General features: G+C 74.6%; 15 protein-coding genes and 2 pseudogenes. 10 read left to right on the forward strand and 7 right to left on the reverse strand.

Annotated elements, in window-relative coordinates; genetic code table 11:
* Positions 1–39: 39 nt before the first annotated feature.
* Complete coding sequence (locus ECOMGDLI_RS30205; RefSeq protein WP_088320533.1) at positions 40–990, forward strand: SRPBCC domain-containing protein; 951 nt, start codon at positions 40–42, stop codon at positions 988–990.
* A gap of 55 nt (positions 991–1,045) precedes the next feature.
* Here the strand turns inward: ECOMGDLI_RS30205 and ECOMGDLI_RS35035 are convergent.
* Together ECOMGDLI_RS35035 and ECOMGDLI_RS37075 are read right to left on the reverse strand one after the other, a co-directional pair.
* Positions 1,046–1,531: pseudogene (locus tag ECOMGDLI_RS35035) on the reverse strand (methyl-accepting chemotaxis protein); the annotation flags it as partial.
* 1 nt (position 1,532) lies between these two features.
* A pseudogene (locus ECOMGDLI_RS37075) lies at positions 1,533–3,002 on the reverse strand (hypothetical protein); the annotation flags it as partial.
* A 438-nt stretch (positions 3,003–3,440) separates the two neighbouring features.
* On the opposite strand from ECOMGDLI_RS37075, the gene dnaE reads away from it, so the two are divergent.
* The 5 genes from dnaE (at position 3,441) to ECOMGDLI_RS30235 (ending at position 11,130) form a co-directional block, all read left to right on the forward strand.
* Positions 3,441–6,917, forward strand: a complete 3,477-nt coding sequence (gene dnaE / locus ECOMGDLI_RS30215; protein ID WP_369812810.1) for a DNA polymerase III subunit alpha — start codon at positions 3,441–3,443, stop codon at positions 6,915–6,917.
* Between the two features lie 148 nt (positions 6,918–7,065).
* Positions 7,066–8,736 carry a hypothetical protein gene (locus tag ECOMGDLI_RS30220; protein ID WP_143448041.1) on the forward strand — a complete coding sequence of 557 codons (1,671 nt, stop codon included), beginning with the start codon at positions 7,066–7,068 and terminating at the stop codon, positions 8,734–8,736.
* 47 nt (positions 8,737–8,783) lie between these two features.
* Positions 8,784–9,215, forward strand: a complete 432-nt coding sequence (locus ECOMGDLI_RS30225) for a hypothetical protein (RefSeq protein ID WP_143448042.1) — start codon at positions 8,784–8,786, stop codon at positions 9,213–9,215.
* 71 nt (positions 9,216–9,286) lie between these two features.
* On the forward strand, positions 9,287–10,669 hold the full coding sequence (locus tag ECOMGDLI_RS30230) for a transaminase (RefSeq protein ID WP_088320537.1): 1,383 nt from the start codon (positions 9,287–9,289) through the stop codon (positions 10,667–10,669).
* A gap of 17 nt (positions 10,670–10,686) precedes the next feature.
* Positions 10,687–11,130: an Lrp/AsnC family transcriptional regulator gene (locus ECOMGDLI_RS30235; RefSeq protein WP_088320573.1), complete on the forward strand. Its 444-nt coding sequence runs from the start codon at positions 10,687–10,689 to the stop codon at positions 11,128–11,130.
* A gap of 53 nt (positions 11,131–11,183) precedes the next feature.
* Here ECOMGDLI_RS30235 and ECOMGDLI_RS30240 read toward each other — a convergent pair whose 3' ends face one another.
* The 5 genes from ECOMGDLI_RS30240 to ECOMGDLI_RS30260 form a co-directional block, all read right to left on the reverse strand.
* Entirely contained in the window at positions 11,184–11,678 is a 495-nt protein-coding gene (locus ECOMGDLI_RS30240) for an NUDIX domain-containing protein (RefSeq protein WP_088320538.1), read from the reverse strand.
* Between the two features lies 1 nt (position 11,679).
* Positions 11,680–12,186, reverse strand: coding sequence for a Cys-tRNA(Pro) deacylase (gene ybaK, locus ECOMGDLI_RS30245; RefSeq protein ID WP_088320539.1), 507 nt, complete (start codon positions 12,184–12,186; stop codon positions 11,680–11,682).
* Positions 12,183–12,842 (reverse strand): LON peptidase substrate-binding domain-containing protein, encoded by a 660-nt coding sequence (locus ECOMGDLI_RS30250; RefSeq protein ID WP_088320540.1) that lies wholly within the window; start codon positions 12,840–12,842, stop codon positions 12,183–12,185. Before ECOMGDLI_RS30250 ends, ybaK begins: the two co-directional genes overlap by 4 nt.
* A gap of 78 nt (positions 12,843–12,920) precedes the next feature.
* A complete protein-coding gene (locus ECOMGDLI_RS36360; RefSeq protein WP_088320541.1) occupies positions 12,921–13,319 on the reverse strand; it encodes a GntR family transcriptional regulator in 399 nt (132 codons plus the stop codon).
* A gap of 37 nt (positions 13,320–13,356) precedes the next feature.
* Positions 13,357–14,262 (reverse strand): hypothetical protein, encoded by a 906-nt coding sequence (locus ECOMGDLI_RS30260; protein WP_088320542.1) that lies wholly within the window; start codon positions 14,260–14,262, stop codon positions 13,357–13,359.
* A gap of 303 nt (positions 14,263–14,565) precedes the next feature.
* Here ECOMGDLI_RS30260 and hisD point away from each other — a divergent pair, with 303 nt between their 5' ends.
* The 4 genes from hisD to ECOMGDLI_RS30280 are packed head-to-tail and all read left to right on the forward strand — an operon-like array spanning position 14,566 to position 18,342.
* The gene (hisD, locus tag ECOMGDLI_RS30265) at positions 14,566–15,927 is read left to right on the forward strand and encodes a histidinol dehydrogenase (protein WP_088320543.1); all 1,362 of its coding nucleotides are present in this window, start codon (positions 14,566–14,568) and stop codon (positions 15,925–15,927) included.
* Between the two features lie 23 nt (positions 15,928–15,950).
* On the forward strand, positions 15,951–16,706 hold the full coding sequence (locus ECOMGDLI_RS30270; RefSeq protein WP_088320544.1) for a hypothetical protein: 756 nt from the start codon (positions 15,951–15,953) through the stop codon (positions 16,704–16,706).
* Positions 16,703–17,485: a heavy metal-binding domain-containing protein gene (locus ECOMGDLI_RS30275; protein WP_088320545.1), complete on the forward strand. Its 783-nt coding sequence runs from the start codon at positions 16,703–16,705 to the stop codon at positions 17,483–17,485. The genes ECOMGDLI_RS30270 and ECOMGDLI_RS30275 overlap by 4 nt, the downstream gene beginning before the upstream one ends.
* On the forward strand, positions 17,482–18,342 hold the full coding sequence (locus ECOMGDLI_RS30280; protein WP_088320546.1) for a hypothetical protein: 861 nt from the start codon (positions 17,482–17,484) through the stop codon (positions 18,340–18,342). Before ECOMGDLI_RS30275 ends, ECOMGDLI_RS30280 begins: the two co-directional genes overlap by 4 nt.
* Positions 18,343–18,355: the final 13 nt, after the last annotated feature.

The raw sequence follows: 18,355 nt of genomic DNA on the forward strand, positions 1-18,355 counted from the left end.
CCCCCGCTCCACCGACTCCCCCGACCAGGAGGACCCGCGATGACCCTGTCGCCCGTGCTGCGCGCCGTCCACGTCCGGCGCAGCCCGCAGGACTGCTTCGACCTGTTCACGACCCGCGTCGGCGCCTGGTGGCCGCTCGGCACCCACGGCCTGTTCCACGAGGGCAGCGCCGGCGTCGCCTTCGTCGACGGGGCGCTCGTCGAGCGGTCGCTCGACGGCCGCACGGCCGTCTGGGGCCGGGTGACCGTCTGGGAGCCGGGGCGCCGGCTCGCCCTGACGTGGCACCCCGGGGGCGACGGGTCGACGCCGACGAGCGTCGTCGTCGACTTCCTCCCCGTCGAGGACGGCACCCGGGTCGAGGTCACCCACTCCGGGTGGGAGGTGCTCGGGGACGGCGCCGCGGCCGGTCGGCGCAGCTACGCGGGCCCGAACGCCTGGGGCTGGGTCCTGGAGCACTTCGCGGACACGGCCGAGCGCCGGGTCGACGCCGCGGCCGGTCTGCCGGGCGGCGACCTGCCCGACACCGCGGCGCTGATCGCCGCCTCGCAGGCGTTCCTCGACCAGGCCCGGGCGGGCGGCTTCGCCGATCCGTCGGACGGCGGCTGGACGGCGGCCCAGGTGGTCGCCCACGTCGCGCTCACGTCGGCCGCCCTCGCGGCGGTCGGCCGTGAGCTCCTCGAGGGCCGCGATGCGGTCTTCGACAACGCGCTCGTCGAGAGCCGGGACTGCCTCGACGCCCTCGTCGGCGCGCACGCGGGCGACCTCGCGGCCCTGGTCGAGGCCGCCGTCCGGGCGACCGACGAGCACGTCCTGCTCGTCGAGCGGCTCTCCCCCGGGCAGCTCGCCACGAAGGTGCCGGCGCGGGTCGTCGACGGCGGCCGCGTCGTCCTCGACGAGCCGGTGCCCTGGGGCGTCCTCGCCGTCACCGTCCAGGCGGGCCGGCACCTGCCCGCGCACACGGCCCAGCTGGGGGCGCTGCGGGCCGGCTGACCGCGGGCACGGCGACGCCCCGGCACCCGCAGGTGCCGGGGCGTCGCCGGACGGGTCAGAACCGCTCGAACTTGTCCTCGTCGAAGACGGCGTCCGGCTTGGCGGTGACGGCGGCGAAGCCGCCGGCGCCCGGCTGCGCGGGGACGGGCGGGAGCGCACCGACCCGACGGACCGGGGCCCGCGTCGCCGCGGAGCCCCCGCCCGCGCCCGGTCGGTCCGCCGCGAGCCGGAAGAACTGCATGAGCTCGCGCAGGCTGTGCGCCTGGCTCATCATCTCCTCCGACGTCGCCGCGAGCTCCTCGGACGACGACGCGTTCTGCTCGGTGACCGCGCTCATCTGGGCCATCGCCCGGTTGATCTGGCCGACGCCGCTGGTCTGCTCGGCCGACGCCGCCGCGATCTCCTGGACGAGGTCGGACGTGCGCCCGATGCTCGGCACGATGGCGTCGAGCAGGTTGCCGGCCCGCTCGGCGGTCTGCACCGAGTCGGTCGCGAGCTGGCCGATCTCCTGCGCGGCGACCTGCGAGCGCTCGGCGAGCTTNCTTCGCCGCGATCTGCTTCATCGCGTCGACCGTCTTCTCGACCGCCTCGCCGCCCGCCTCCGCGTCGCCGGCCGCCTTGCTCGCGATGCCCTCGGTGGCCTTGGCGTTCTCGGAGTTCTGGCCGATGCTCGCGGCCATCTGCTCGATGCTCGCGCTCGTCTCCTCGACGCTCGCCGCCTGCTCCGTCGTCGCCTGCGACAGGGTCTGCGCCGAGGAGCTGATCTGGGAGGCGGCGTTGACGAGCTCGCCGGCCGCCGAGGCGACCTGGGAGACGGTGTCCCCGAGCTTGGAGACGCTGTTGTTCGTCGCGATCCGCAGCTGCTCGAGGTCGCCCTGGTACGGGGTGTCGATGGTCTGGGTGAGGTCGCCGGCCTCGAGGGCCGCAAGCACCCGGCTCACCTCGTTGAGCGGCCCGATGACCGAGTCGAGGGTGTCGTTGATGCCGTCGATGATCGTCCGGAAGCCGCCACGGTGCCGGGTCGCGTCGGCGCGAGTGGCCAGCCGGCCCTCGACGGCCGCCTGGGCGAGCATCGTCGCGTCGGCGACGATGGCCTCGAGGTTGCCCCGGACCTGCTCGATGGCCGTGTTGATGAAGGCCTTCTGGCCGGGCAGCTTCGGCATGTCGGCGCTGAAGTCGCCGTCGCCGAACGCCTGGAAGACGCCGATCGCGCGCGTCTTGACGTCGATGTGCGCGAAGACCATCGCGTTGACGGCCTCGGCGACGGCCCTGAAGTTGCCGCTGAACAGGTTGAGGTCGAGCTTGACGTCGATCTCGCCTCGGTCGTGGGCCTCGGCCATCCGCTTGAGCTCGGAGTCCAGGTTCTCCAGCGTCGCGACGATGCCGTTGACGACGGTCGGCAGCTCGGCCTCCTCGGCCGTCAGACCGGCCACGGACGCGCGGGCGTCGAGCTCGCCCCGCCCGGCGGCCGCCAGGGTGTCGGCGACGTCCTTCTGCGTGCGCTCCAGACGGACGGCGGTCGTCACGTCCTTCCACTCGACGCTGAACCCGATCCTCGTGCCGTCGGGGGCGTCGAGACCGTTCGCGGAGAACGACAGCACCCGGCCGCCGACCTCGATCTGCGCGTCGTGCCGGCCCCGCAGGCCGCCGAGGAGCCGGCGCTGGTGGTCGGGGCGCTTGTGGAAGATGTCGATGTTGGCGCCGATGAGGTTGTTCGTGTCGAACGCCGGCAGGTCCTTGCGCAGGTCCGCCTCGATGCCCCGCAGCATCCGCATGAGCGACGGGTTCACGTACGTGATGTTCAGGTCCGCGTCGGCGAGCATGACGTTCGTCACGAGCCTCTCGAGGACCATGTCTGCGGGGATGCCCGCCGGCTCGGCCTGCTCGGGGGCGGCGTCACGGCGGCTGAACAGGTGCTCGAACATGCACCACTCCTGGTCTCGGTGGCACGCGGGTCCTGCCGACCGGCGTGCCGGTCCGGGCGTGCGCCGGACCGTCGTCCCCAGATGCATCGAGCGGCCCTTTGCGCAACTTGATCAGGGAACGATCACATGGCTCTGCGCCGACACCACGTCCCGAACGGGCGGCCCCCGGTCGGCCGCCGCCCCCGGCGGCGGCNGGCGGCGGCCCCGCCCCGGCCGCCGCCGGGCGGCGACACGCCGTCCCGGTCAGCCCTGACGCGAGCCGCCAGCGGTCTGTCGGTGCGGCGACCTAGACTGACCGGCACGCGAGGCCGTCCGGCCCGCACCGTGGGACCCCACCCCCGCGAGCGACCGGACCTTCCCCCGGCCCGCACGCGCGCCGCCCGACGCCGACGCCTCCTGCCCGGAGGCGCGGCGCCGCCGTGCGCCGTCCGAGCGCACCACCCGCACGACCCGAGGAGCCGCCCCGTGCCTGCCAGCTCGTCGAGCGACTCGTTCGTGCACCTCCACGTGCACACCGAGTACTCCATGCTCGACGGCGCCGCGAAGATCGACGACCTCTTCTCCGAGGCCGCACGGATGGGCATGCCGGCCGTCGCGACGACCGACCACGGCTACCTCTTCGGGGCGTACGAGTTCTGGAAGAAGGCCAAGAAGTACGGGGTCAAGCCGATCATCGGCGTCGAGGCGTACCTCACGCCCGGCACGAGCCGGTTCGACCGCACCCGGGTCCGCTGGGGCGACGGCGGCGAGGACGACGTCTCCGGCACCGGCGCGTACACCCACATGACGCTCCTGGCCCGGACCACGGAGGGGATGCACAACCTCTTCCGGATGGGGTCGCTGGCAAGCATCGAGGGCATGTTCTACAAGCCCCGGATGGACCGCGACCTGCTCTCGACGTACGGCGAGGGCCTCATCGCGACGACCGGCTGCCCCTCCGGGGAGGTCCAGACGAAGCTGCGCCTGGGCCAGTACGAGGCGGCGTGCGCGGCCGCGGCGGACTTCCGCGACATCTTCGGCGCCGAGAACTTCTACTGCGAGCTCATGGACCACGGCCTCGGCATCGAGCGCCGGGTCCAGAAGGACCTCATCCGGCTCGCCCGCGACCTCAACCTGCCGCTCGTGGCGACGAACGACCTGCACTACACCCGGGCCGAGGACGCCCAGGCCCACGCGGTGCTGCTGTGCGTGCAGTCCGGTGCGACGCTCGCCGACCCCAAGCGCTTCAAGTTCGACGCCGACGACTTCTACCTCAAGTCGCCGCAGGAGATGCGTCACCTCTGGCGGGAGCTGCCCGAGGCGTGCGACAACACCCTGCTCATCGCCGAGCGCTGCGAGTCCGGGTTCACCGAGTCGGTCGGCAAGTACATGCCGAACTTCCCGTGCCCCGAGGGCGAGAACGAGGAGTCCTGGTTCGTCAAGGAGGTCGAGGCCGGGCTGCACCGGCGCTTCCCGAACGGCATCTCAGACGTCGTCCGCAAGCAGGCGAACTACGAGATCGAGGTCATCACGAGCAAGGGCTACGCGGGGTACTTCCTCGTCGTCGCCGACTTCATCAACTGGGCGAAGGCCAACGGCATCCGGGTCGGCCCCGGCCGCGGCTCCGGCGCCGGGTCGATGGCCGCGTACGTCATGGGGATCACCGACCTCGACCCGCTCGAGCACGGGCTGATCTTCGAGCGGTTCCTCAACCCCGAGCGGATGTCGATGCCCGACTTCGACGTCGACTTCGACGAGCGCCGCCGGGGCGAGGTCATCCGCTACGTCACCGAGAAGTACGGCGACGACCGGGTCGCCCAGATCGTCACGTACGGCACGATCAAGGCCAAGCAGGCCCTCAAGGACGCCTCCCGGGTGCTCGGCTACCCGTTCTCCATGGGGGAGCGGCTCACCAAGGCGATGCCCCCGGCCGTCATGGGCAAGGACATCCCGCTCGCCGGGATCTTCGACCCCGAGCACAAGCGGTACAACGAGGCGGGCGAGTTCCGCGAGCTGCACGCCTCCGACCCCGAGGTGCAGAAGGTCGTCGCCACCGCGCGCGGCCTGGAGAACCTCAAGCGGCAGTGGGGCGTGCACGCCGCCGGCGTCATCATGTCCAGCGAGCCGCTCGTCGACGTCATCCCGATCATGCGCCGCGAGCAGGACGGCCAGATCATCACGCAGTTCGACTACCCGTCGTGCGAGGATCTCGGCCTCGTCAAGATGGACTTCCTCGGCCTGCGAAACCTGACGATCCTCGACGACGCCCTGCGCAACCTCACGCTCAACGGCAAGCCGCCGATCGAGGTCGAGAAGCTCACCCTCGACGACCCGGCCACCTACGCGCTCCTCGGGCGCGGCGACACCCTCGGGGTGTTCCAGTTCGACGGCGGCCCGATGCGCTCGCTGCTGCGCCTCATGCAGCCGGACAACTTCGAGGACATCTCCGCCGTCGGCGCCCTCTACCGGCCGGGCCCGATGGGCGCCGGCTCGCACACGAACTACGCGCTGCGCAAGAACGGCCAGCAGCCGATCACGCCGATCCACCCCGAGCTCGCCGAGTCGCTGTCGGAGATCCTCGGGACGACGTACGGCCTGATCGTGTACCAGGAGCAGGTCATGGCCATCGCCCAGAAGGTGGGTGGCTACACGCTCGGCAAGGCCGACCTGCTCCGCCGGGCCATGGGCAAGAAGAAGCGCGAGGTCCTCGACGCCGAGTTCGTCGGCTTCAGCGCGGGCATGACCGCGAACGGGTACTCCGACGCGGCGATCAAGACCCTCTGGGACATCCTCGTCCCGTTCTCCGACTACGCCTTCAACAAGGCGCACAGCGCCGCGTACGGCCTCGTCTCCTACTGGACGGCCTACCTCAAGGCGAACTACCCGGCCGAGTACATGGCCGCGGTCCTCACGAGCGTGCGCGACGACAAGGACAAGTCGGCGCTCTACCTCAACGAGTGCCGCCGGATGGGCATCAAGGTCCTCCCGCCGGACGTCAACTCCTCCGCGGCGGACTTCACCCCGGTCGGCACCGACATCCGGTTCGGGCTCACCGCGATCCGCAACGTCGGCGCGAACGTCGTCGACGCGATCGTCGCGACCCGGGAGGAGAAGGGCAGCTTCACGTCCTTCGACGACTTCCTCAAGAAGGTCCCGGCCGTCGTCTGCAACAAGCGGACCATCGAGTCCCTCATCAAGGCCGGCGCCTTCGACGACCTCGGCCACACCCGCCGCGCGCTGCTGTCGGTGTACGAGGAGCGGGTCGACAACCAGGTCGGGGTCAAGCGCCAGGAGGCGATCGGCCAGTTCGACCTGTTCGCCGACCTCGGCGGGGGCGGCGCCGACGAGCCGACCCAGCTCGGCGCGGACGTCCCGGACCTGCCGGAGTTCGAGAAGAAGGAGAAGCTCTCCCTCGAGCGGGAGATGCTCGGGCTCTACGTCTCCGACCACCCGCTCTTCGGCGTCGAGCACATCCTGTCCCGGGCCGCCGACTGCTCGATCGCGACCCTCACGGGGGACGACGGCCGCCCGGACGGCGCCCAGGTGACGATCGCGGGGATGATCAGCGGCCTGCAGCGCAAGCTGACGAAGACCGGCAACCAGTGGGCGATCGCGACGGTCGAGGACCTCGGCGGCGCGATCGAGGTGCTCTTCTTCCCGCAGGCCTACCAGACGGTCTCGCACGTCCTCGCCGAGGACCTCGTCGTCGTCGTCCGCGGCCGGGTGAGCCGCCGCGACGACACGCCGTCGATCTTCGCGCAGGAGCTCAGCATCCCCGACCTCGACGAGGGCGACCGCGGCCCGGTCGTCGTCTCGCTGCCGGTGACCCGCTGCACGCCGCCGGTCGTCGAGCGGCTCAAGGACGTCCTCTCGACCCACCCCGGCCCGACCGAGGTGCACCTCAAGCTGACCCAGCCCGGCCGGTTCAAGCTCATGCGGCTCGACGACCGGCTGCGCGTCACGCCGTCCCCGGCGCTCTTCGGCGATCTCAAGGCGCTGCTCGGGCCGAGCTGCCTGGTCTGACGCGCCGCCGCCCGGCGTTGGGCCGTCCGGACGACCTGGTGTCCGCCGGGTGGTTGGTGTCGCACCGAACCGGGCCCGACGTCAGTCGTGCCGTCCTACAGTGATCGACTGCGGTCGGCGGCGCGGGCCCGTCGCGGAGGGAGTCGGCGTGTCGGGCACGGGCTGGGACGAGCAGGGCGAGAACGCTCCACCGGCAGGCGGTCCGGCCTGGGGCGCACCGGCCGGCGGTCAGCCGTTCCCGCCGTCGCCCTACGGCGGCGCCCCCGCCCCTTCCGCCGGGTCCCCGTACGGCGGCGGCTACGCCCCGCCCGGGTACGCGGGCGCCGCCGAGACGCTCACCCACGGCCCGACGCTCCTGCCCGCACCGCGCCGCCGCCGGGGCGCGGTCGTCGCGGCCGGCGTCGCCGCGGCGCTCGTCGTCGGCGGCGTCGGGGTGGGCGGGTATGTGGCCACCGGCCTGCTCGGTGGCGGCGACCAGCCCGAGGACCACCTCCCCGCGTCGGCCGTCGCGATGGTCAAGCTCGACCTCGACCCGTCCGCCGGCCAGAAGATCGACGCGATCCGCTTCGCCCGGAAGTTCCCCGGCGGCAAGGACCTGCGCGAGGACGGCGACCCGCGCGAGTGGATGTGGGACAAGCTGACGAAGGACGTCGAGGGCGCGCCGCCGTGGTCGCGGGCGAGTGCGTGGATCGGTGACCGGGCCGCGCTGGCGGTGCTGCCCGCCGCGGCCGGGGCGACCGACCCGGAGGTGGTCGGCGTCCTCGCCGTCACCGACGAGAAGGCCGCCGTCGCCGACATGGCGTCGCTGGAGAACGCCGGCGTCGCCGCCGCGGACGGCTGGCTCGTCCTCGCGCGGACCGACGCCGCCGCGCGGGCCGTCGTCACCGCCGCACAGGCGGCGCCGCTCGCCGACGCGAAGACCTTCTCGGAGGACCTCGACCGGATCGGTGAGGACGGCGTCGCCGCAGCCTGGTTCGACGGTCCCGGGATCTCGGCGGTCGCGTCCGCCTCCGCGTCGTCGCAGGCGCTCGGCGGGCTCCCCGGCTGCGCGGGGGCGACCGCTCCGGCGGCACCCAGGGTGCCGGGCCACGGTGCCATGACGCTGCGCTTCGACGGCGCGTCCCTCGAGCTGTTCGGCAGCGTCGTCGGAGCCGACCCCGCGGCGGGGGCCTCCGGTGCGGGCACCGGCATCGAGGCGCTGCCGGCCGGCACGCTGGCCGGGATCGGTGCTGCGGGCCTCGGTCCGGCCGTGACGAAGCAGTGGGACCAGATGCTCGCGCAGGTCTCCGCCGCGACCTGCGAGGACGCCGCCGACCTCGTCGACATCGCGTCCACCACGGTCGGGCTCGACCTCCCCGGCGACCTCGCGACCCTCCTCGGTGACACGGCGGCCGTCTCCGTCGGCGGTCCCGGCGCCGACGGGACGCCGTCCGTGGGGCTCGAGGTCACGACGTCCGGGGCGCGCCTCGGCGACCTCGTCGACACCCTCTCCGGACTGGCCTCGGACGCCGGGGTGCCGCTCACGGCGAAGGTCGTCGACGGCGGGTACGTCGCCGGCACCGGCCCCGAGGCCCTCGCGGCGCTGGAGGCGCCCGGTGCGCGGCTCGCGTCGGTGCCCGAGTTCAGTGACGTCGCCCCGGACGCGGGGGCGGCGGCCTTCGTCGCGTTCGCCGACGTCCAGGGGCTGCTCACGGCCTACGGCGACACGATGCCCGCCGGCGCCCGGGCCGACCTCGCGCCGCTCGCCGCGCTCGGCGTCACCGTCGTCGTCACCGGCGACGGCGAGCAGACCCTCCGCGCGCGGCTGACGACGCGCTGACCGGTCCGGCGGCCGGCAGGGGTGCCGCGGCCACCTACACTTCCGGCGTGACGACGCACCACGTGGCCGGGTCGGCCCCGCCAACCTCGGTCCGCGGCGAGGTGTGGGTCGGTGTCGCCTGCGTCGCCGGCGGGGTCGTGCTCGGGGCGCTGTGGGCGCTCGTCGGCGCGGCCGTCGTCGGGGCCACCGACCCCGACGAGCAGGCGGCCGCGTCCGACGGCACGTTCGCGCTCCTCGGCATCGGCTTCGGTCTCGTGTCCGCGCTGCTCCTCGCGGTGCTGCCCGGGCACCGCCAGGTCGTCCGGGCCGGGGTCGCGCTCGCGGGCAGCGTGCTCGGCGGGTTCGTCGGGCTCGCCGTGGGCCTGGTCCTCGGCGCACCGGCCCTGCGCGCCGACGGGATGGTCCTCGCCTGGCCGATCGTCCTCGGCGCGGTGACCACGCTGCGCCTGCTCGTCGTCCATCTGCTCGGGCGCGAGTAGCCGGTCATCCACTAGCGATTCGTAAGCGATTCGCTCTGGCTACATTCGATCCGCTCGGCTACGGTGCCGTCATGTCCTCAGACGTGACGATCGACCGCAGCCGGCTCGCGACCCTCCTCGAGCGTGAGCGCTCGGCCTACACGGCCGCGCACCCGCGCTCGGCGGAGCTCTTCGGTGCGGCCGACCACCTCTTCGGCCGCGTGCCGATGACCTGGATGGCGAAGTGGAGCGGCGGCTTCCCGCTGTACCTCGACACCGCCCACGGCAACACGATCACCGACGTCGACGGCCGCACCTACGTCGACTTCGCGCTCGGCGACACCGGGGCGATGGCCGGGCACAGCCCGGCGGCGACCGTGGCCGCCGTCCGCGAGCGGCTCGAGGTCGGCGGCGGCGTGACGACGATGCTGCCCACCGCCGACGCCGAGTGGGTCGGTGCCGAGCTGTCCCGCCGGTTCAAGCTCCCGCTGTGGTCGTTCACGCTCACCGCGACGGACGCGAACCGGTGGGCGATCCGGCTCGCCCGGATCGCGACCCGGCGCCCGAAGATCCTCGTCTTCTCGTACTGCTACCACGGCAGCGTCGACGAGATCTTCGCCGTCCCCGGCCCGGACGGCGTCGCCGTCGCCCGCCCCGGGAACGCCGGCCCGCCGGTCCCGATGGACCTCACGACGCGCGTCGTCGAGTTCAACGACGCCGCGGCGCTGGAGCGAGAGCTCGCGCACGGCGACGTCGCCGCCGTCCTCATGGAGCCGGCGCTGACGAACATCGGGATCGTGCTCCCCGAGCCGGGCTTCCTCGAGCGGGTCCGCGCGCTGTGCACCGCCGCCGGGACCCTGCTCATGATCGACGAGACGCACACGTTCTCGGCCGGCTGGGGCGGGGCGACGACGGCCTGGGACCTCGAGCCCGACATCTTCGTCATCGGCAAGAGCATCGGCGGCGGCATCCCGTCGGGTGCGTACGGCATCAGCGAGGAGGTCGCCCGCCTCGTCGGCGCCGACCCGGACGCCGACCTCGTCGACGTCGGCGGCGTCGGCGGCACGCTCGCCGGCAACGCCCTGTCCGTCTCGGCGATGCGCGCGACCCTCGAGCACGTCCTCACGCCGGCGGCCTTCGACGGCATGATCGCCCTGGCCACCCGGTTCACCGAGGGCGTGCAGTCGACGATCGACCGCACCGGCGTCGCCTGGTCGGTCCAGCAGCTCGGGGCCCGCAGCGAGTACCGCTTCGCGAGCCCGGCGCCGACGACCGGCACGGAGTCCGCGGAGAGCGGGGACGACGAGCTCGACGAGTACGTGCACCTCTACATGGCGAACCGCGGCGTCCTCATCACGCCCTTCCACAACATGGCGCTCATGTGCCCGACGACGACCACCGCGGACGTCGACCGGCACACCGAGGTCTTCGCCGCGTGCGTCGACGAGCTCGTGGGGACGGGTCCGGTCGCGTGAGCGGCGGCCGGGTCGAGCTGGACGCCGTCGACCGGACCCTGCTGCGGATCCTCCAGCACGACGGCCGGGCCTCGTACGCCGCGATGGCGCCCGAGGTCGGGTTGTCGGCGCCCGCGGTGCGGCTGCGGGTGCAGCGGCTCGTCGACGAGGGCGTCCTCCAGGTCGTCGGCGTCACCGACCCGATCGCGACCGGCTTCCCGGTCATGGCGATGGTGGGCGTCCAGACCCAGGGGGACGTCCGGGCCGTCGCCGACGCGCTCGGCGCCGTCCCGAACGTCGTCTACCTCGTGCTCACCTCGGGGGAGCACGACCTGCTCGCCGAGGTCGTCTGCCGCACGCCCGAGGAGCTGCTCGAGGTCGTCAACGACCGGTTCCGGGCGGTCGAGGGCGTGCTCTCGACCCGCGTCTGGCAGTACTACGGCATCCACACGCACCGGTTCACGTGGGGTGTGCCGGACTGACACCTGATGACCGTGACCGATCCCGCGGTGCAGTGCCGCTGCATCGGTCACGATCACGTGGTGAGAGCGTGTCCGCTGCTCGGCGGGAAGACCGCCGCGGCGCTGTCGCCCAGTGCCACGGCGAGGCGCTCCAGGTTCGACGTCGACAGCGGCGGCAGGGCCTCCTGGGCGAACCACGCGACCTCGAGCGACTCGTCGTCGTTGACCCTGGCCTCGCCGGTCAGCGGTGTGCAGCGGAACGCCGTCACGACGTACGAGGCCCGGTCGCCGTTCGGGTACTCCAGGGGCGGCACGGTCCAGACGCCGACGATCCGGTCCGGACGCACGTGCACGCCGGTCTCCTCGAGCACCTCGCGGACGACCCCGGCGGCGACGTCCTCACCCGGGTCGAGGATCCCGCCGAGCAGCGCCCACCGGCCGGTGTCGGTGCGCCGGTTGAGCAGCACCCGCCCCGCGTCGTCCACGACGATGCCGCAGACCGCCGGCAGGAAGAGCAGGTCGGTGCCGACCTTCTCCCGCAGCCGCAGGACGTGCTCGGGGACGGCCACCTCAGTGCCGCGCGATCGGCGCGGTGCGTGCCGCCGTCAGCCGGACGAGGTCGGCCGGTGCGAGCTCGACGTCCACCCCGCGCCGCCCCGCGGAGACGAGGACGCTGTCGAACGCCAGCGCGGACTCGTCGACGACGGTCGCGAGCCGCTTGCGCTGGCCGAGCGGGCTGATGCCGCCGACGACGTACCCGGTCGCGCGCTCGGCGGCCGCCGGGTCGGCCATCGCGGCCTTCTTGCCACCGGCCGCCGCGGCGAGCGCCTTGAGGTCGAGGTGCGCGTCGACCGGCACGACGGCCACGGTGAGCGCGCCGTCGACGTCGGCGACGAGCGTCTTGAAGACCCGCTCGGCCTCGACGCCGAGGGCGAGCGCGGCCTCCTCGCCGTAGGAGAGCCCGCGTTCGTGGGCGCGCGGGTCGTGCTCGTACGCCCGGATCGTGTGCGGCACCTTCTGGGAGGTGAGCAGGACGGTCGCCGGCGTCCCCACGGCGTCCTTGGCCTTCTTGCTCAGTTGGAGCTCACGCTTCCCTTCGTCAGGTCGGTCGCCGGCAGGCAGCGGAACGCGGTGATGAGACCGCGCTCACGTTTGAGCAGCCCGATCTCGGCGGCCAGCCGGTCCGCGGTCGTCGGCTCCTCGAGGAGGCGCTGCCGCTCGGGCAGGTCGAGGATGACCGCCGCGGCGACGAGGTAGGAGACGACGCGCGGGTCGTCGGGGAGCTCGGTGACGTCGACGTCGAGGACCGCCCGGTACTCCGCGAACTGCTCGACGACCCGGTCGGTGAGCGCCTCGAGGTCGCCCTCGCCGTCCGGCTCGTCGATGAGCTCGACGAGGCCGGTGAGGTAGGGCGTCCCGGCGGACTCGTCGAGGCCGACGACCCGGAACCTGCCCTCGCCGACGGTGACGATGTCGAACCGCCCGTCGGAGTAGGGGGTCACCTCGCGCAGCTCGGCGATGCAGCCGACGGCGTGCAGCGCGGTCGCGTTGCCCTCGCCGACCTCGTGCCCGGTGCGGATCGCGACGATCCCGAACTGACGGGTCGCGCCTTCGGGCAGCGCCATGAGGGCCTCGACGAGCACCCGGTACCGCGGCTCGAAGATGTGCAGCGGCAGCACGAGGCCCGGCACGAGCACCGTGCCCAGGGGGAAGAGCGGCAGCCGCGTCGCCATACGCAGGAGGCTAGTGGGATCGGGTCCCGGGCTCGACCGGTGGGCGGCTGCCGCGATCATGCCGGGCCCGCCGCCCGGTCAGTGGGCCAGCCGGCGCGCGTGGACGGCGGCCCGGACGAGGGCGACCGCCTCGTCGTCCCCGACGCCCAGCGCCGCGACCGACTCGGCGTACGCGGCGGCCGCGGCCGCCGCGTACGCCGAGTCGGTCGCGGCCGCCGCCCGGCGCCGCACCGCGTCGCCCGACGCGGCGACGAGCGTGCCGCGCCGCCCGGCGGTCTCGACGAGCCCCGCCTCCTCGAGCTCGCGGTACGCCCGGGCGACGGTGTTCGCGGCGAGCCCGAGGTCGGTCGCGAGGGTGCGGACCGGCGGCAGCCGGGTGCCGACCGGCAGCGAGCCGTCGTCGATCCGGCCGGCGATCCCGGCCCTGACCTGCTCGTACGGCGGGACGCTGCTCGACGGGTCGACCTCGACGATCACAGCGGCGATTCTCGCAGCACGTGCGCAGCCCGCACCGTCACGTCGAGACCGGTGCCAGCGGCTGCGGCGCCGCGGGCGCGGCGCGGGGGAGCAGGTCGCCGTCCCCGTTGAGCCCGACGAGCAGGGCGACCTGGACGGCGAGCAGCAGACCCGCGGCGACGACCGCGAGGGTGAACCACCAGCCGGGCAGGCCGTGCCAGGCGAGCAGGTACAGCACCGGGGCGGCCGCGGTGCCGGTGAGCCGCAGGCGCAGGTCGCGGCGCAGCAGGGCGGCGTCCGCCCAGCGGGCGAGCAGGCCGGTGCCGACGACGGGCGTCGTCGCCCGCACGGCGAGCAACCGGACGTGCGTCGCGAGCAGCGCGAGCGGTCCGACGGGGGCCAGCGCCGTGAGCACCCCGGGGCGCTCGACGAGGACGGCGACGGCCGAGACGGTGACGAGGACGAAGGCGCCGGCGACCACGACGGCGAGCATCGTCGTGCCGCGGCCGACCCGGTCGACGAGGGTCTGCGCCGCCGACCGGCCGGGCAGCCGGCGCAGGGCCTCGAACCGCCGAGCGGGGGGCGTCACGGTCATCGCCTGCGAGGCCGGTGCCGGCGTGTCCGCCGCGCCGTCCGGGACGTCCGTGGCGGGCACGAACCGGTTGCGGACCAGGACGTCGACCCGCGCCGTCCGGCGTTCGGCCCGGACCCAGGCGCGGGCGCACACCAGGCATCCGACGGTGGCCGCGACTCCGGCCGGGGCCGCACCGGACGGGTGCGCCCCGAGCCAGGCGGTGACACCGACAGCGGCGGCGAGGCCGACGGGACCGATGAGCAGCCCGGCCGACGACGGGGCGGGCCCGTCGGTGCGGCGCGCGAGGACGGCGCGGCCCTCGACACGGGCCCGCGTCACCTCGACGTCGAGCGGCGCCTGGAGCGGCAGCGGGGCCGGCCCGCCGCTCACCTGGGCGCTCCGGCAGGACGGCGGACCGCCTGCGCACCGGTCGCGGCGGGGGTGGTGGGGGACGGGGTCGTCGTCCCCCGACGCGGCAGCATGCGATCACCGTAGGGCCGAACGGGGTCGGCGGCCCAGCCCTGCGGCTGCGGAGCGTGACGGATCAGACGGGTTCGCCCGCGAGCCGGGCCTTCGGTTCACGCGCGGTGACGAGCCGGTCGTCCTCGAGCAAGGGCTGTGACATGGATCAAGGCCAGGCGCAGGCCGGAACGCGGGGAGCCGCTGCGGGACGGCGCACCTAGACTTGAGCACGTGATACGCCGACTCGACCTGCGTGGCCAGACCCTGCGTGCCCGGGCCCTGCGGGGCGTCGTCCCGCGGGCGGACGTGGACGTCGAGCACGTCCTCGACACCGTCCGGCCGATCGTCGCCGAGGTCCGGGAGCGGGGCGTCGCCGGGGTCCTCGACCTGTGCGAGAAGTTCGACGGCGTCCGGCCCGAGCACCTGCGGGTGCCGGCCGAGGCGCTCGCACGCGCCCTCGACACCCTCGACCCCGCCGTCCGCGCGGCGCTCGAGGAGTCGATCCTGCGGGCCCGTCGCGTGCACCGCGAGCAGCGCCGCGAGGACCACGCGACGCAGGTCGTGCCCGGCGGGGTCGTCACCGAGCGCTGGGTCCCGGTCGGCCGGGTCGGGCTCTACGTGCCCGGCGGTCGTGCCGTCTACCCGAGCAGCGTCGTCATGAACGTCGTCCCGGCCCAGGAGGCCGGTGTCGAGTCGCTCGCCGTCGCGAGCCCGCCGCAGCGCGACAACCCGACCGCCTTCGAAGGGCTGCCGCACCCGACGATCCTCGCGGCGTGCGCGCTGCTGGGCGTCGAGGAGGTCTGGGCGGTCGGCGGTGCGCAGGCCGTCGCGATGTTCGCCTACGGGCTCACCGACCCGGACGCCGACCCGGCCGACGGCGTGCCCGCGCTGCTCTGCGAGCCCGTCGACCTCGTCACCGGTCCGGGCAACATCTACGTCACCGCGGCCAAGCGGCTGCTCAAGGGCCTTATCGGGATCGACGCCGAGGCCGGTCCGACGGAGATCGCGATCCTCGCCGACGACACCGCGGACGCCCGGCACGTCGCCGCCGACCTCATCAGCCAGGCCGAGCACGACCCGATGGCGGCCGCCGTCCTCGTCACCGACTCCGAGGCGCTCGCCGACGCCGTCGACGCCGAGCTCGAGGAGCAGGTCGCCCGCACCAAGCACAGCGAGCGGGTCACCACGGCGCTGACCGGTCCGCAGTCCGGCATCGTCCTCGTCGACGACGTCGACGCCGGCCTCGAGGTCGTCGACGCCTACGCCGCCGAGCACCTCGAGGTGCACACCCGGGACGCCGGCTCGGTCGCCGCCCGGGTGAAGAACGCCGGCGCGATCTTCGTCGGCGCCTACGCCCCGGTGAGCCTCGGGGACTACTGCGCCGGGTCGAACCACGTGCTGCCGACCGGCGGCTGCTCGTGCCACTCCAGCGGCCTGTCGGTGCAGTCGTTCCTGCGCGGGATCCACGTGGTCTCCTACGACGAGTCCGCCCTGCGCGACGTCGCGCACCACGTCGTGACCCTGGCGAACGCCGAGGACCTGCCCGCGCACGGCCAGGCCGTCGAGGCCCGCTTCCCGGACGGCATCGCCTGACCGGCCTCGACGCCGAGCGGTCCGTGGCGGCCCGGGTCGCCGTCCCCGCCGGGACGCCGGCCCGCTGCCCCGCGGACGAGGGCCGGACCGCCCGGCTCGGGTGGCGGCCCCGGATGGTGCTCACCGAGGTCGACCGCGGTCTCGACGAGGTGCCGCCGGCCTGGGCCGCGCAGCTCGTCGCCCGCCGGCGCGCCCTGCGTGACCTGCGACGCACCGCGAGGGCGTTCGGCGCCGACGGCGTCGTCGGCGTGACCTTCGAGCCCGACGGCGACCACGTCGTCGGCCGCGGGGTCACGGTCCGGCGCCGGCGCGTCCCGGTGGCCGGCCTCACCGACGAGGTGTTCACGACGCACCTGCCCCTCGACGCCGCCGACCTCGCCGTGGAGGCCGGGCTGGCGCCGCGCCGCGTCGTCCTCAGCGCCTGCCGCGCGGCGCTCCACGACCCCGCGGACCGGTGGCCGGAGCCGGCGTTCCCGCAGCCCGGCGAGGAGTCGTCGCTCGACCACCTCCTCGGCGTCGTCCACGACCTCGCCGCCGGCGTCTGGCGGGCGGCCGGCCGCCGGCGCGGCCCGAGCACTGTCCTCGTCGGCGCGGTGGACGTCCGCTCCGGGCTCGAGCCGTGCAGCGGCGCCGGCGGCCGGTACGACGCCGCGGTCGTGCTGCTCGCGACGGCGACGGTCCTCGCCGGGGCGGTCGACCGGTCGCCGGCCGCGCGGGACGTCGCGCGCGGCCTCGGGCGGCTCGTCGTCCCGGTCGCCGCCGGGGCGGGGGCCTGGTGAGCCGGGCCCCGAAGAGCGCCGCGTTCGTCGCGGCACTCGGCGTCGACGACCTGCTGCTCGCCGGCATGCTCGGGCTGCGACCGGTGGGCGTCGTCCTCGGCCACAGCCTGCACGCGGCCGACCAGGTCGATCCGGCCGCGCTCACCGCCGCCGAGCAGGCGGCGGACGACACGGGCGCGCCCGGCGAGGACGTCGTGCGGACGACGGCCCTGGAGTCGGCGTGGGCGCTGAGCCTGGCACGGCTGCTGGCCCAGGCCGAGGACCTCGGGGCGGACGGCGTCCTCGGCGTCGAGCTCACGGTCGCCACCGTCGAGCGCGGCACCCGGGTCGCGGTGACCGCGCACGGCACGGCGGTCCGCACGGCCGACGACTTCGACGGCAGCTGGCGGACCGACAGCACCGCGCCGTTCACGACGACCCTGTCGGGCCGCGACGTCTGGCTGCTCGCGAAGACGGGCTACCGGCCGCTCGGCATCACCTTCGGTGCCTCGACCGGCCCGCCCGCGGACCCGGGCGACCTCACGGCGGACGGCGAGCAGGCGACGGCGACCCAGGCGCTCTACGACGCCCGCGACCGCGCCCTCGCCCGGGTGCGGGCCGAGGCCGCGGCCCTCGACGCGGACGGCGTCGTCGCCCTGCGGTTCGACGGCGTCCCGCCGCCGCCCGGCGCGCAGGACGTCCGGGTCGTCGCCTGGGGGACGGCGGTCCGCCGGCTCACCGACCACACCCCGCCGGGGGATCCCGAGATCGTCCTGCCGCTGCTCGGAGGCCGCCCGTGACCGTCGACGACACCGCGCCCCAGGCGTCGACCGCCGCGGCGGACGACGAGGCCGACCTCGCCGCGACCGTGCTGCGGCTCGTCGAGGAGCTCGAGACCCGGTTGCCGCCGGCCGTCGTCCGGGTCGAGCGCGACCCGGGCGTCGGCGACCGGCTCGCCGGCCGGCCCGGCCCGGTGACCGCTGCGGTCGTCGACACCGGCGAGGGCCGGCTCCTCGTCCTCGACGCGGGCCCGGGCGGCTTCGCGTGCACCAGCGCGACCCGGGTCGGCGGGGTCGTCGTCGCCCGCCGGCGGCTGCGGCTCAGCGCCTGGCTCGCCCGGCTCGACGCGTTCCTCGCCGCCCGCGAGGAGGAGACCGCGATCGCCGAGGCCGCCGCCCAGCGGGTCCTCGTGACCCTCGGCTCCGCGGAACCCTCGGACGCCCTCACCGTTCACGCCGACTCCCTCGACGAGGACCTCGCCGACCTGCCCGCCCACGTCGAGGGCCGGGTCCCCGAGGACGTCGTCGACGCCGTCCGGCGGATCTGCGTCGAGCTCCGCGAGACCCACGAGCGGCTCCCGGCCGGTGCCGCGCACGGCCACCTCGTGCACCGAGTGGCGACCGACTACCTGCCGACCACCCTGCGGATCTACCTCGAGCTGCCGCAGGAGTGGGCCCAGGAGTACACGGGCTTCGGCGGCCGCTCGGCGCTCGACATCCTCCGGGAGCAGCTCGACATCCTCGAGATCGGCGTCCGCGAGCTGCACCGCGCCGTCCTCGAGGACGACGGCGAGCGGCTCCTCGCGAACGGCGCCTTCCTCGCCGACCGGTTCGGGAACGCCGACTCCGACCTGCACCTGCCGGACCACACCGACTGACGCGCACCGACCC

The organism is Kineosporia sp. R_H_3 (genome assembly GCF_002198675.1).
In the GTDB taxonomy this organism is placed as follows: domain Bacteria; phylum Actinomycetota; class Actinomycetes; order Actinomycetales; family Kineosporiaceae; genus R-H-3.